The sequence below is a fragment of the Nocardia carnea genome, assembly GCF_029868325.1.
Taxonomy (GTDB): Bacteria; Actinomycetota; Actinomycetes; order Mycobacteriales; family Mycobacteriaceae; genus Nocardia; species Nocardia carnea_C.
Genome location: NZ_JARWNW010000177.1, coordinates 1 through 14,508, shown reverse-complemented (window position 1 = coordinate 14,508; position 14,508 = coordinate 1). Strand labels below are relative to the sequence as shown.

At 66.7% G+C, this 14,508-nt stretch carries 13 protein-coding genes; 9 read left to right on the top strand and 4 right to left on the bottom strand.

The genetic code is table 11. The features are described 5' to 3' along the window. Positions 1 to 164: 164 nt before the first annotated feature. Genes QH196_RS14210 through QH196_RS14195 form a run of 4 tightly spaced genes read right to left on the bottom strand, consistent with a single transcriptional unit; the run spans position 165 to position 4,787 of the window. The gene (locus QH196_RS14210; RefSeq protein WP_280416257.1) at positions 165 to 1,184 is read right to left on the bottom strand and encodes an enoyl-CoA hydratase/isomerase family protein; all 1,020 of its coding nucleotides are present in this window, start codon (positions 1,182 to 1,184) and stop codon (positions 165 to 167) included. A gap of 53 nt (positions 1,185 to 1,237) precedes the next feature. Next, positions 1,238 to 2,362, bottom strand: a complete 1,125-nt coding sequence (locus tag QH196_RS14205; RefSeq protein WP_280416256.1) for a M24 family metallopeptidase — start codon at positions 2,360 to 2,362, stop codon at positions 1,238 to 1,240. Next, entirely contained in the window at positions 2,352 to 3,587 is a 1,236-nt protein-coding gene (locus QH196_RS14200) for a M24 family metallopeptidase (RefSeq protein WP_280416255.1), read from the bottom strand. Before QH196_RS14200 ends, QH196_RS14205 begins: the two co-directional genes overlap by 11 nt. Before the next feature lie 30 nt (positions 3,588 to 3,617). After that, positions 3,618 to 4,787 carry an amidohydrolase family protein gene (locus tag QH196_RS14195; protein ID WP_280416254.1) on the bottom strand — a complete coding sequence of 390 codons (1,170 nt, stop codon included), beginning with the start codon at positions 4,785 to 4,787 and terminating at the stop codon, positions 3,618 to 3,620. Positions 4,788 to 5,220: 433 nt separating this feature from the next. On the opposite strand from QH196_RS14195, the gene QH196_RS14190 reads away from it, so the two are divergent. The 9 genes from QH196_RS14190 to QH196_RS14150 all read left to right on the top strand — a co-directional run. After that, positions 5,221 to 5,823, top strand: coding sequence for a TetR/AcrR family transcriptional regulator (locus QH196_RS14190; protein ID WP_280416253.1), 603 nt, complete (start codon positions 5,221 to 5,223; stop codon positions 5,821 to 5,823). Further along, the gene (locus QH196_RS14185) at positions 5,823 to 6,329 is read left to right on the top strand and encodes a hypothetical protein (protein WP_280416252.1); all 507 of its coding nucleotides are present in this window, start codon (positions 5,823 to 5,825) and stop codon (positions 6,327 to 6,329) included. Before QH196_RS14190 ends, QH196_RS14185 begins: the two co-directional genes overlap by 1 nt. A gap of 754 nt (positions 6,330 to 7,083) precedes the next feature. Further along, positions 7,084 to 7,878: an MlaE family ABC transporter permease gene (locus QH196_RS14180; RefSeq protein WP_280416251.1), complete on the top strand. Its 795-nt coding sequence runs from the start codon at positions 7,084 to 7,086 to the stop codon at positions 7,876 to 7,878. Positions 7,879 to 7,891: 13 nt separating this feature from the next. Further along, entirely contained in the window at positions 7,892 to 8,749 is an 858-nt protein-coding gene (locus tag QH196_RS14175) for an MlaE family ABC transporter permease (protein WP_280416250.1), read from the top strand. A gap of 11 nt (positions 8,750 to 8,760) precedes the next feature. Further along, positions 8,761 to 10,023: an MCE family protein gene (locus QH196_RS14170; protein ID WP_280416249.1), complete on the top strand. Its 1,263-nt coding sequence runs from the start codon at positions 8,761 to 8,763 to the stop codon at positions 10,021 to 10,023. After that, positions 10,020 to 11,036 carry an MCE family protein gene (locus tag QH196_RS14165; RefSeq protein WP_280416248.1) on the top strand — a complete coding sequence of 339 codons (1,017 nt, stop codon included), beginning with the start codon at positions 10,020 to 10,022 and terminating at the stop codon, positions 11,034 to 11,036. Before QH196_RS14170 ends, QH196_RS14165 begins: the two co-directional genes overlap by 4 nt. A gap of 1 nt (position 11,037) precedes the next feature. Continuing rightward, positions 11,038 to 12,072 carry an MCE family protein gene (locus QH196_RS14160; protein WP_280416247.1) on the top strand — a complete coding sequence of 345 codons (1,035 nt, stop codon included), beginning with the start codon at positions 11,038 to 11,040 and terminating at the stop codon, positions 12,070 to 12,072. After that, positions 12,069 to 13,322, top strand: a complete 1,254-nt coding sequence (locus tag QH196_RS14155) for an MCE family protein (RefSeq protein ID WP_280416246.1) — start codon at positions 12,069 to 12,071, stop codon at positions 13,320 to 13,322. Before QH196_RS14160 ends, QH196_RS14155 begins: the two co-directional genes overlap by 4 nt. 4 nt (positions 13,323 to 13,326) lie before the next feature. After that, positions 13,327 to 14,508, top strand: a 1,182-nt coding sequence (locus QH196_RS14150) for an MCE family protein (RefSeq protein WP_280416245.1), incomplete at its 3' end; no start/stop codon positions are given.

Genomic DNA, 14,508 nt, shown 5'->3' with positions numbered 1-14,508 from the left:
GCCCCGGGCGCCGCCGGGGCGCGGCACCCCCCCCCCCGCCCGTTGTTCGGGGGGGGCCGGGCCCGCGCGTGCGCCCCCCCCCCCCACGGCGGGACGGGCAACCGGCGGTGGCGAAGCTCGCGCTCGCTCGGCGATGGCGCGGTGCGACCGGATTCCATTGCTCACTATTCGGCTTTCCGCCGGCCCGATCTGCTGAGCCGGAACTCCGGTGGGAAGCGGCTGTCGTTGTCCTTGACCGAGTTGCTCAGACCGTCGTCGAAGGCGTTGTCCAGCATCAGATCGTTGTCGTCGGCGTGGATATGGCCACCCATCGATTCGAAGAAACCGCTGAGCAGGCTGCCCATGTATTCGCCCTGCTGCTGTTTCATGATCTCGAAGAACACCTTCTGCATGAACACCGTGTCCGTGGGCCGGTTACGGGCACAGGCCAGGGCGTACTTCGCGGTTTCGGCCTCGAGTTCCGCGCGCGGGACCACGCTGTTGAGGAAGTTGCATTCGGCCATTTCCGCCGCGGAGAACGGGCGGCCGGTGAACACCATCTCCTGGAATTTTCGCAACCCCATGGTCTGCGCCCAGGTCCACATCCGCGGCCCCCAGCCGTAGTACCGGAACGAGGGGTGCCCGAACAGGGCGTCGTCGGCGGAGATCACCAGATCGGCGTCGGCGGCCTGGTAGAAATGCCAGCCGTAACAGTAGCCCTTCACCTCGACGATGCTGATCTTCTTGAACTCCTGCAGGCTCCGGCAGCCGGCCTGGGCGTTGGCGTACCACTGGCTGATACTGGCGCCGTGCCGGAACGATTCTTTCGGCGGGTACCGCACCTCGTCGGGGCCGATCTTGTATTCGCTGAGCCGCGGGCCCTGGTCGGGGTCGTTCTGGACGGCCATGAATTCCCCGAGATCGGCGCCCGACCCGAAATCGTCGCCGGTGCCGCGGATCACCAGGACTTTGACCTCGTCGTCGATACTGGCGCGGTGGATGAGGTCGCCGTAGCGCAGCCGCGCCGCCATGGTGGGGGCGTTGAGCTGATCGGGGCGGTCGAAGGTGATGGTGGCGATACGGGTCGCGGGATCCTTCGAGTACCGGATGATCTCCTCGGCGCCGGGCTGGTCCGGTTCCTGCCCGGCGTCCTCGGCCTCCGCTGTCGTGCCGCCGGTGGTGTTCCGGGCTCCGTCGTCGGGCATTTCCGCGGCTCCTTCGCTTCCGGCACGTGCACGCGCGGCCGGTTTCCGGGTGCTCATTGCTGCTCCCAGTACGGACTCGAAGTCAGCACCTGCGGTCCGTCGTCACCGATGAGCACGGCGTCGCGCCCGAATACCGCACCCACCCCCTCGGCCCAGACGTAGCCGGTGACGGCCAGGACCATTCCGGGTTCGAGCTGCTCCGCGTCGGCGGTACCGCGCAGCGCCGGTGCCACGACCGGCGGGTCGAACCCCACACCGAGCCCGCGGGCGACCGGCATGGCGGGCAGGGGTTCGCCCGCGTCGAGGTAGGAGTCCAGGAGTCCGGAGGCAGGCGCGCCGGGCCGGCAGGCCTGTAACAACTTCTCCCACAGTCGGTTCCAGCGGCCGTACAGTTTTTCGACGGCGGGGGTGACCGATCCGGCCGGCCAGGTCCGCCCGACCTCACCGATATATCCGTCGCCGAGCACGCCCGAGGAGAAGGCGACCAGATCGCCCTCCTGGACCCGCCGGTCCGCGCTCGCCCGCCGCCACGGATGGTCGCGGGCGGTCACCCACGCCGCATCCTGGGTGGCGGGTGTGCTCACACCGCCGGCCGCGCAGGCCTCGAGCAGTACGCCCGCGAGACCCTGTTCGGTGACCCCGGGCGCGAGCTGTGCCAGGGCCGCGGCCAGACCCTGTTCGGCGACCCGCAGCCCGGCGCGCATCGTCTCGATCTCGGCCGCGGTCTTGATCCGCCGCGCCGCCCGGAACGCGAGTTCGCCGTCGACGATCTCGGCATTCGGGAACGCCACGGGCAGCAGCTGGGCGAATGCCGGTGACAAGGCGTCGGTACCGACCCGCCGGGCCGTGGCCGCGCCGTCGATATCGCGCAGAACCGCGATGAGATTGCGCGGATCCCACATTGTTTCGTACAGGTTCTCGTGCGGGATGTCCTCGGGAATCCCCTCGTCCCAGGTGCTGTGCAGGTGGACCGCACCGGTCTGCCGCATCAGCAGGGCCACCGGCCCGAACGGCCGGGTCCCGGCGACCCACAGCTGGGGTGCCCCGGACAGATAGCGGGCATTGGCCTGCCGTCCGGCGATCAGCACATCGAGATCATGGGCGTGCATCTGTGCCAGCACACGCTCGCGGCGCCCAGCCCGCAGCGCGCGATCGTCCGGCAGGATTTCAGTCGCCATAGGGGGCATAGGTGTAGTCGGTGAGAGGCATCCAGCCTCCGTCGGTTACCACCACGATCTCCTCACTGCGATAGCCGCCGGTGCCGTCCTCCCAGACCACAGGTTCCAGGACCAGCACCATGCCGGGGCGGAGCACGAAATTATCGTCGAATTCGGCGCCGAGATCGGTGCCGATCATCGGCATCTCGGCGGCGCTCACGCCGATTCCGTGCGAGATATAGAAATGCGGCAGCCAGGGGCGTTGCCCACCGGCCGCGTCGGTGGCCGCCCGGGCGAGCTGCCCGGCGGTGGCTCCGGGGCGGATCTGCGCGAGGACCGCTTCCAGGATGTGCCGCCACTGCCGATACTGCGCCTGCTGGCGGGGTGTCGGGTCCTGCCCGACGATCCAGGTGCGCCCGAAATCCGAGCAGTAGCCGTTGTAGGTGATGCTGACATCGGTCCACAGCACATCGCCGGCCTTCAGCTCACGTTCGGTGGTGAGCAGGGGCAGGGCGAGATCCCCGTGGGTCGTCCACACCCCGTCGGCTTTGCTGTCCGGCATGACCTGCCAGATGGCGTCGAGCATGGTCGCGGTGGCACCGAGTTCGAATGCGCGGCGCACGAAGCCCGCGGACAGGTCGATCTGGCGGACGCCCGGCGCCAGCGACGCCTGGACATCGACGACGGCTTCCTCGGTGATCCGGCAGGCTTTGCGGATACAGGACAGTTCGTCGGGTGTTTTGATCAGCTTGGCGGGTCCGATCACCGTGGCAGCGTCCACCGCCTCGGTGCCGGGGAAGAGCCGGTCCCGCGCGCGCAGCATGGCGCCGGTGAATTCGTCGACCGCGACGGTGGCGCCCGGCCGTACCAGTTCGGCCAGTTTCCGTCCGAAATCCGCTACTCCCTCGTCGAATTCGAGGTATACCGGCGGATGCAGGTGGTCTGCGGGCAGTTCGGATTCCGCCGCCGCGCCTGCCCGGAACGGCAGGAACAGATGCGGCCATTCGTCGTCGGCCGTCACCACCGCCACCGGCCGTTCGACATGGGCCAGGCCCGCATCGCCGAGCGGCCAGTTGGCTCCGGTCGCGTAGACGACATTGTTGTTCAGCAGCAGGATCGCCGCGTCGATCCCGCGTTCGGCCATGGCCGAACGCAGGCGGGCCCCGGTCTCCCGGCGCATCCGCGCACGGTCCGGGAGATCCGGTATCTCGATCGCCGCGGTCGTCGCGGCGGGAAACGCACTCATCGAATGTGGTCCTTCTCGGCGTCGCGCGGGCTAGACGCCCAGGAATTCCTTGATATTTCCGCTCACGATGCGCGCTGCCGCCTCGGGACCGACGGCCTCGACGACCGAGGCCAGGGATTTCTCCGAGTAGCCGAAGGTGCTCTCGTTGTGCGGGTAGTCCGACGACCACATCACCCGGTCCACGCCGATCTGGTCGATGATGGCCAGGCCCAGCGGGTCGACCATGAACGAGGCCCGCATATGGTTGTCCCAGTAGTGGCGGACCTCGTGGTCCAGCGGCCGGTTGTACATATGCCGGTAGGACGCGTGCATATGTTCGGCGTCCTGTAGGGCCGAGGCGACCCAGTTGATACCGCCCTCGAACCAGCCGATCTGCAGACCGGGATGCCGGTCGATGATCCCGCTGAAGATGTACTTGGAGAACAGCTCCCGGAACGGGGCCACATTGTGCATCATCCCGACCACCACGCTGTTCACCTCGCACGGCGCGGACAGCGGGGATTCGCCGATATGGTGCGATACCGGTATGCCGGATTCCTCGATGGCGTCCCAGACGCCGATCATCGAGGTGCTGCCGTAATCGATGACCGCGCCGTCGTCGTCCTTACCGGCCGACAGTGGCAGCAGGAAGGTCTTGAGCCCCAGTGCTTTCAGCTCGGTGAGGGTCCGGCGGGCGCCGTCGGCATCCCACCAGTTGATCAACCCGACCCCGTACAGCGCACCGCCGGACCGCTCCTGCACTTCGGCGATGTATTCGTTGTAGATGCGGAAGCAGCGTTCGCGAACCGATTTGTCCGGGTAGAACAGCAGCGCGAGCAGCGAATTGGGGAACGCCAGCTCTTTGTCGATCCCGTCGGCGCGCAGGTCCGCGCCTCGAGCCTCGAGGTTGGTGCTGCCGGAGCCGTCGAGGGGGTCGTACTGCATCAGGACCCGGCTGAAATCGCCGGGCAGGAACGATTTTCCCTTACGCCCGATCTGGTAGGCCCCCTCCTCGTACCACACCCGCGGCGCCTTGTCGCGCAGCTCCTCGGGGAAGCGTTCGTAGAAGATGTCGTCGGCGAGCGAGATGTGGTTGTCGGCGGAGAAGACCTCGGTGCCGGCGGGTAGTCCGAGGCTGCCCTCGGCCCGGCCCCGGCGGTCCTTGGGTGGGCCGAATCCCTGTGGGGGGTAGAGCGGGGCGCTGCTGGGCGAAGTCGGCATCGTGACCCTCCAATGGATCGTTTGATTCGCGAATTTGCCGTCGGCGGTCATGCCCCGGGCCACCGACCGTCGGCGCGGCAGTCATACCGGACCGCTATGGCGTCACGTGCGCCCCGGCGACGGAGTGGACGGCCGGAAGCCGGGTGGGCTGACCCGCCAAGCTGAAAACGACATTATCACAACAGGAGAGTGGCGTTCTACGCCTTCGGGTCGATTGGCTCGTTACAGCCCGGTTGAATCCATGAGAATGCTATTTTCATAAGGGGTTCCGAACGGCCATCGGCGGGACCTTCGAGGGGTCGATTCGCGTATCGCACCGACCTCGGGCCGCAGGTGAACTCCGGTGCGGCAGCAACTTCTTTGTAACCCTTGTCACAGGCCGGAAACCAACCTACTGTGTGTTCACTAGGTTTGTCAGATCGGGGTTCGGACCATGACAGCTCCTCGTCCCTATGCCTCACTCCTCGCAAAAGGGGAGGATCGCCGGCAGCGCATACTCGCCGTAGCCCAGCGTCTCCTCACCCGCAACGGATGGCGCAGCACGACGCTGGCGCAGATCGCCGGTGAGGCCGGAGTGACCTCCGCGGGGTTGTTGCATCACTTCTCTTCCAAAGAGCAGCTGCTGCACGCTGTCCTGGACGCTCGCGACGCCGAAGATCTGGAGGACGCCGATATCGCCGGTGATCTCATCGTGGAGATCCGCAAGGTCGTCACCAGGATGGAACGTTCTCCGGAGCTGGTCGGCACCTTCGTCGTCCTCCTCGTCGAGAACCTCATGCCCGAGGCGCCACTACACGATCGGATGCTCGATCGGTGGCGCACGGCCGTCGAACTCGTCACCCAGGCGATTCGGCGGGGCCAGGACAGCGGCCGGTACCGGCGCGATATCGATCCGCGGATGCGCGCGGTCGAGATCGTCGCCTTTCTGAACGGAATGGAGATCTCGTGGCTGCTCGATCGTTCGATCCCGCTGGCCGAAGTTTTCAACGGTTACACCGAGTCGCTGGCCCGCGACTTGGCGGCGAAGGAGATGTGATGAGGTACCGGCTCGATGTGGTGGCGGCAACCGTGGCCGATGCGGTCCAGTTCGCCGGCGGATGGTTGTTCGACCGTTCGGTGGCCGGGTGGGAGGTGACGGTCCTGCTCGCGCAGCCGTCCGATATCCGCCCGCTGAAAATACTCGGCGCCGAAGTGCGCGAGCTCGACTCCGTGCTGGCGACCGAGGTGCCGGGACGACTGCCGCAGGCGCTGGCCGTGAACGCCGATGTCTGTAGTAGAGACGGCCGGGCGCGTAAAGGTGTCTTGCGGGCGCTGGAGGATCGCGGGATCGAGGTCGTCGTCTGGGGTGACGGCTGGCCGGCCGGGCAGGATCACGGTGTCGACCCGGTACTGCACCGTCTGAGTTATGCGGCCCGCGCATTCAAGGCGCAGGCTCTGGTGGCGGCCGGGCTCTCGGCTGCCGCGGTGACGCCCAGCGAGATATTCCGCAGTGGCGCCATGGAATACGCGCCGGTCTGCGCGGATCTCGTTCCGGCGGTCTGACGCGCGCAGGGGTGGATAGGAACGGCGGGCGTGGGCTCGCTCCGATATCCATGAGATGAACGACGACCGGCCGGGTCGGTAGGTGATGGGCTGACCCGGACAATGGTCGCGGGGGATGTGGCCGGGGCGGTTTCCGGGGTCTCCGCCGGTGAGGGCCATCGATTTTTACGGTGTTGCCGAGGGGGTTTCTGCGGATTTATCCGTTGTGTTTCGCCGGGGCCTGCACGCAATTATGCGAATTCAACGATCGGCGTGCCCAGGGTAACGGCGCCGGGCAAATTTTGAAACGTTGATCTTCACGATTCTCCGGGGTGTGCGAGTCGGGATTTCCCACCTCGGAGCCGGTTTCGTGGGGTTATCATCCCTGCTCGCAGGCTTTTCGGCCGATGCTTGCCGTAGGCGCACCGACTCTTGCTGGTGGTTTCCGCAAAGTTGCCCGCAAGTATTGTGTTCTCGGCTACTGGATGCCATCCTATTCGAAATCGAGAATGACATTTCCGCACCGACAGATGTGACAGCAGCACCGACTGGGACGGCACAGCCATCGGACCGAAAACAGCGGCCGCAGGCCGCAATCGAACTCCGTAGCCGGAGAACGGGGCTGCCCGTCATGCCGCGGCTCGTTCGCGAGCCGCCCCGACTCGGTGGAAGCGCGCGCCGGCGTATTCCACCGAGCGTCGATCGTTCGACAGGAGTACTTCGATGACGAATTCCGCGGCATGTCGGCCACCGCATCCGATGTCGTGAGGCCGGTATGACCATCCGAACGCCCTACCTGGTCCGGCTGCGAGACCGTTTCGAGGGCCCACTGCAGACAGTGGGTGGCCTGTTCGCCATGACCGCCGACGCGGTGCGCTTCGCCTTCCGCCGCCCGTTCCAGACCCGGGAGTTCCTCGAACAGTCCTGGTTCATCGTGCGGGTCTCGCTGGTTCCCACTCTGCTGGTGGCGATTCCGTTCACCGTGCTGGTGAGTTTCACCCTGAACATCCTGTTGCGCGAACTCGGCGCCGCGGACCTCTCCGGCGCCGGCGCCGCCTTCGGCGCCGTGACCCAGGTCGGCCCCATGGTCACGGTGCTGATCGTGGCGGGATCCGGCGCCACCGCCATGTGCGCCGATCTGGGATCGCGGACTATCCGCGAGGAGATCGCGGCCATGGAAGTCCTCGGAATCGACCCGGTACAAAGGCTGGTCACGCCGCGCATGCTGGCGTCCGGCCTGGTGGCGCTGCTGTTGAACAATCTGGTCTGCATCATCGGGGTGCTCGGCGGCTACGTGTTCTCGGTGTACGTCCAGGACGTGAACCCGGGCGCGTTCGTCGCCGGGATCACCCTGCTCACCGGTATCAACGAGGTGGTCATCTCGTCGGTGAAAGCCCTGCTGTTCGGGCTGGTCGCCGGGATCGTCGCCTGCTACCGCGGACTGATCGTCACCGGCGGCGCGAAAGCGGTGGGTAACGCGGTCAACGAGACCGTGGTCTATGCGTTCATGTCGCTGTTCGTCATCAATGTGATGGTCACGGCGATCGGCATCCAGTTGACGACCGGATGAGGGGAGGGATTCGATGACAGCCTCCGAGGTTCTCACCACGCGGTACCCCGTACTGATCCGCCGGCTGCGTAAACCGGTGGACGTACTCGGCCGGGTCGGCGATCACGCGATCTTCTACGTGAAGGCGCTGGCGTTCGCGCCAATGGCGGCCTGGCGCTACAAACGCGAGACGATCCGGCTGATCGCGGAGATCAGTATGGGCGCGGGCACGCTGGCGGCGTTCGGCGGCACGGTGGTGATCGTCAGCTTCCTGACCCTCGCCACCGGTGGCACCCTCGCGGTCCAGGGGTACAGCTCGCTGGGCGATATCGGCATCGAGGCGCTCACCGGGTTCCTGTCCGCCTTCATCAATGTCCGGATCTCCGCGCCGGTGGTCGCGGGGATCGGCCTGGCGGCCACGTTCGGGGCCGGTGTCACCGCGCAACTGGGCGCCATGCGGATCAACGAGGAAATCGACGCGCTGGAATCCATTGCGATCGAGCCGATCGCGTACCTGGTCGGCACCCGCATCATGGCCGGAATGATCGCGATCACCCCGCTCTATGCCATCGCGGTGATCGCCTCGTTCCTGGCCAGCCGGTTCACCACGGTGGTGATCCTGGGCCAGTCCTCGGGACTCTACGACCACTACTTCGCGACCTTCCTCAACCCGATCGACCTGCTCTGGTCGTTCCTGCAGGCAATCCTCATGGCGATCACGATCCTGTTGATCCACACATACTTCGGGTTCTTCGCCGCCGGCGGGCCGTCGGGGGTGGGCACCGCGGTGGGTAATGCCGTGCGGACCTCGCTGATCGCGGTCGTCTCGGTGACGCTGCTGGTCTCGCTGGCTGTGTACGGGTCCAACGGAAACTTCGAGCTGTCGGGGTAGGGATGGCGCTGGTGGGAAACGAAACACAACCGTGGGCGGCCGCGCCCCCGCCGCCGGGCGCACCGCCGCCGCGGCGGCCCGCCGGACGCCGCCGCTGGGCCGGCCGGCTGAAACCGCTGGCCCGCCCGGCCGCCGGCCTCGTGGCGATCGCGGCGGGTATGGCGATCGTGGTACTCGCGGTGACCCTGTTCCGGGGTGGCTTCGCCGATACCGTCGCGGTAACCGTGCATGCGCCACGCGCCGGCCTGGTGATGTACCCCGACGCCGAGGTGAAACTGCGCGGAGTGACCGTCGGCGCCGTGGATTCCATCGTCGAACGGGCCGACGGCACCGCGGAGATCGAATTGGCCATCGACCGGGGCAATCTCACCCGGATACCCGGCGATGTGACCGTGGATATCGCCAGCACCACGGTATTCGGGGCGAAGTACATCCAGCTGGTCCCACCCGAGCAGCCCGCTTCGGGGCACCTCGAGGCGGGGCAGGTGTTCGACGCCGAGAACGTGACGGTCGAGATCAACACGGTGTTCGAGCAGCTCACCCGGGTACTGGGTGAGATCCAGCCGGAAAAGCTCAACGAAACCCTGGGCGCGCTGGCCACCGCGATGCGCGGACGCGGTGACCGGGTGGGCCAGATGATGGTGGACCTGGAGGCGTTCCTGGCGAAAGTGGAACCCGGGTTGCCGGCCCTGCGCGCGGATCTCGCGATGGCACCGGAGGTCACCCGGACCTATGCGGACGCGGCGCCCGCGCTGCTGGAAACCGTCGGCAACGCGACCCAGCTGAGCCGGACCGTGGTGGAGGAACAGCAGCAACTCGATGTGCTGCTGATGAGCCTGATCGGGCTCGCCGATACCGGTAACCGGGTGGTGGGGGAGAGCGGGCCCGGCCTGGTGAGTGCGATGGACGTCCTGGCACCGACCACCGAGTTGACCAACCGCTATCACCAGGCGCTGACATGCGCATTGGACGGGCTGGGCTACCTCTCCTCGGTGACCCCCGTGCAGGTGCCGGGCATCGGATTGTCGGCGAACTTCCTCTGGGGTGTCGAACCGTACCGCTACCCGGAGCATCTGCCGAAGGTCGCGGCGTCGGGTGGTCCGCAGTGTTCGATGCTGCCCGTCGCCTACGAGGATTTCCCGCCGTTCGTGGTCACCGATGTCGGGGCCAACCCCCAGGCCGGGCCGTTCCGGTCCGGGCTGACGCTGAATACGGCCTCGCTCGCCGAGGCACTGTTCGGACCCGCCGCCGCGGGAAAGGGGGCACCCCGATGAACAACCGCAATACGCCGCTGCTGAAATTCGGTGTCTTCGCCGCGATCATGGTGGTGCTCTCGGCCTGCCTGATCATCGTGTTCGGCGAATACCGCAGCGGATCCACCACTGAATACTCGGCGGTTTTCGCGGATTCGTCCGGATTGAGCACCGGGGATACGGTGCGGGTCGCCGGGGTCGTGGTGGGTTCGGTGCGCGGGGTCTCGCTGCGTGACGATCACCGGGTGCGGGTGGAGTTCGATGCCGACCGCTCGCTGTCGCTCACCAGCGGCACCGAAATCGCGGTGCGGTATCTGAACCTGGTCGGTGACCGCTACCTGGAAATCACCGACCGCCCCGGCAACGAATTACCCGCCGGCGGCGAGCTGCCGATCGAGAACACCACCAGCGCACTCGATCTGGACCTGTTGCTGGGTGGCCTGAAACCGGTGATCCAGGGGCTCAACGCCCGTGATGTGAACGCCCTGACCTGGTCGCTGCTGGAGATCGTGCAGGGCAAGGAGGGCACCGTGAACTCCATTCTCGGCCGCACCGCCTCCTTCTCCGCGGCCCTGGCCGACAACAACGAGATCGTCGAGCAGTTGATCGACAACCTGAACACCGTGATGACCACCCTCGCCGACGAGGGCGGGCAGTTCTCGGGACTGGTGGACCGGCTCGAACAACTCATCACCCAGCTCGGCAACGAACGCGACCCCATCGCCTCCGCCATCGATTCGCTGGAGGCCGGCACCGCCACCGTCGCCGATCTGCTGAACCAGGGCCGGGCCCCGCTGGCGGGCACGATCGACCAGGTCAACCAGCTCGCCGCGAATATCGACGGCGATAAGCAAACCCTCGATACCGCCCTGCAGAAAGCGCCGGAGAACTTCCGGAAACTGGTGCGCACCGGGGCCTACGGCAATTTCATCCAGTACTACCTGTGCGATTTGACGCTGCGGGTCAACGATCTGTCCGGGCAGGTCGTGGAGATACCGGCCGCCGTACAGACCGACGGAAGGTGCGCTCCCTGAGATGTTTCGATACCGCGGAAAACACCTACTGCGGCACGGCCTGGTCGGGATCGTGCTCATCGTCTGCATCATCTCGCTGGGCCTGCAATCGCAGCAGGTGATCGCCTGGGGGACAACGGTCCGCTACCAGGCGGTGTTCGAGGAAGCCGGCGGATTGGAGGCCGGCGACGAAGTGCACGTCTCGGGATTCGAGGTCGGCACCGTCACCGAGGTGGAGCTCGACCGTGGACAGGCGCGCGTGGTGTTCACCGCCGGCGATACGGTCTCGCTCGGCGCGGACACCACCGCGCAGATCAAAACGGGATCGTTGCTGGGCAAACGGATCATGACGCTGGTCTCGCACGGCGACGAACCTCTGCGCCCGCTGGACACCATCCCGGTCGAGCGCACCTCGTCGCCGTACTCGCTCACCGACGCGCTCGGCGATCTGACCACCACCACCGCCGCCATGGACACCGATTCCCTGAACAGCTCCCTGGATATGCTGTCCACCACGCTGGATTCGATCGCCCCGCAACTCGGTCCGGCCTTCGACGGCCTGTCGGAACTGTCGAAATCGATCAACAGCCGCAATACCGCGCTCGGTGATCTGCTCACCGCCTCGCAGGAGGTCACCGGGATCCTCGCCGATCGCAGCGAACAGTTGAACACCATGCTGCTCAATGCGAACAGCCTGATCGGGATGCTCGACGAACGCCGCCGGGCGATCGCCACCCTGCTGGCCAATACGGCGGCCGTCGCCGATCAGCTCACCCAGCTGGTCGCCGACAACGAGGCCGAACTGGGACCCGCGCTGGACCGGTTGAACTCGGTGGCCGAAGTGCTGCAACGTAACCGGGACAATATCGCCAAGGCGATTCCGGGCCTGGCGAAAACGTCACTCACCCAGGGCGAGGCGGTCTCCGGCGGCCCGTTCTACAACGCCTACGTCGCCAACCTCATCCCGGCCCAATGGATCCGGCCGTTCGTCGACGCGGCGTTCGGTGGATCGGTCCCGCAACCACAACCCGTACCGCAACCGGGAGCGCCACGATGAAGCGGACACTGATCATCCGGCTGGCCGCGGGCGCCCTGGTGGTGGCGGTGCTGGCCGCCGCGTTCGTCGTGGTGAACCGCACGCTGTTCGCGCCGTCCACCGTGCGCGCCGTCTTCACCACCGCCACCGCGATCTACCCGGGTGACGATGTCCGGGTTTCGGGAGTGAAGGTCGGCACGATCGCCGCCATCGAACCCCGCGGCGCCACCGTGGAAATGACGATGCATATCGACCGCGACGTGGATATCCCGGCCGACGCCGGTGCGGTGATCGTCTCCCAGAGCCTGGTGGACTCCCGTTACGTGCAGCTCACTCCCGCCTACCGCGGCGACGGCCCGACCATGGCCGACGATACGGTGATCCCGCTGGAACGCACCGCGATCCCGGTCGAATGGGACCAGATCAAAACCCAGCTCACCCGGCTGGCCACCGAACTCGGGCCCGACGGCGACCAGGCCTCCGGGCCGGCCGGGCGGTTCATCGACAGCGCCGCCGACGCGCTCGCCGGTAACGGCGACAAACTGCGGCAGGTGCTGTCCCAGCTGTCGGGGGTCGGGCGAATCCTGGCCGACGGCAGCGGCGATATCGCCTCGACCATCGAGAACCTGCAGACCTTCGTCACCGCACTACGCGACAGCAATGTGCAGATCGTGCAGTTCCAGAACCGGCTGGCGACCCTGACCAGTGTGCTGTCCGACAGCCGCTCCGACCTCGACGCGGCACTGTCCAATCTGTCCATCGCGGTGGGCGAGGTGCAGCGGTTCGTTTCGGAGAACCGGGACAAGGCCGCCGAACAGGTCGGGCGGTTGGCCGATGTCACCCAGAACCTGGTGAACAACCGCGGCGAACTCGAAGAACTACTGCATATCTTCCCCACCAGCCTGGCCAACTTCTACAACATCTACAACCCTGATACCGGCACCGAGGCAGGGGTTTTCGTGCTGAACAACTTCTCCAACCCGATCGAATTCGTCTGCGGCGGTATCGCCAGCGTGGAGAATATCGGCGCCGAGGAAGCGGCGCGTAAATGCCGCGACTACCTCGGGCCGGTCCTCGGGCTGTTGAACTTCAACTATCTGCCGGTCCCGGTGAACCCCGCCCTCGGGCCCTCTGCGGATCCGAAGAACGTCATCTACAGCGAACCGCATCTGGTGCCGCCGGCGCCCGCCGCCCCGGTCGCGCCGCCACCGCCGCCGCCCGGTCCGCCCGTGCCTTCGCTCGCCGACATCCTTTTCCCTGGCGGGCGGTGATCACATGGCGAAATCGAGACGTAAGAGGAGTGTCCGCAACGCGGTGCTCGGTGGCGTATGCGTGGCGTTGACGGCCACCGGCTGCAACTGGGACGGCGTCAATTCGCTACCGCTACCGGGCGCCACCGGTCGCGGTCCGGACGCGACCGTGCTGTACGTGGAGATGGCCGATGTCGGTACGCTCACCCCGAATTCGCCGGTACTGATCGACGATGTGGTGGTCGGCAGTATCGGCGATATCACGGTGGAGAACTGGCACGCCCTGGTGGAAGTGTCCATCCAGCCCGGTCAAGTGGTGCCCGCCAATGCGCAGGCGCGGGTCGGTCAGACGAGTCTGCTGGGTTCGATGCATCTGGCGCTGAACCCGCCGCCCGGGCAACCGCCGCAGGGACAACTGGCGCCCGGGTCGCGGATCGAACTGGACGACACCGGCACCTACCCGTCGACGGAGCAGACGCTCGCCTCACTGTCGGTGGTGGTCAACGGTGGTGGGCTCGGGCAGATCGGCGATATCGTCGGCAGCCTCAGCGCCGCCTTCGAAGGCCGGGAGACGAATATCCGGGCCCTGCTGGACCGGCTCGATATCTTCCTGGGCACCCTCGACAATCAGCGCGCCGATATCGTCGCCACCATCGACGGCCTGAACCGGCTGGGCGGCACGTTCGCCGCCCAGCGTGATGTCCTCACCGAGGCGCTGCACAAGATTCCGCCCGCCCTGGATGTACTGATCGCCGAACGACCCGATCTGGTCACCGCGCTGGACCGGCTGCGCACCTTCAGCGATACCGCCAACGGGGTCCTGACCGCGGCGCACGACGATCTGCTCACCAACCTGCGCAACCTGGAGCCCACCTTGAAGGCGCTCGCCGATGTGGGACCGGATATCAACTCGGCGCTCCAGTTCGCGACCGTGTTCCCGTACGGGCAGTACCTCGTCGACAACGGGGTCCGGGGCGATTTCATCAACCTGTTCGCCACCGTGGACCTCACGATTCCGCGGTTGCGCCGGGAACTGCTGCTGGGCACGCCGTGGGGTGATCCGACCGCGGTCATCCAGGCCGCCGTCGGCGATCCGGGCTACGCCGAACAGACCAAGAATCCCCTCGGTTTCGGTATCGCCCCCCCGCCGGCGGCACCCGCCCCGGCACCGCCGCCCGCTCCGGCCCCACCGGCGCCTGCCCCGGCT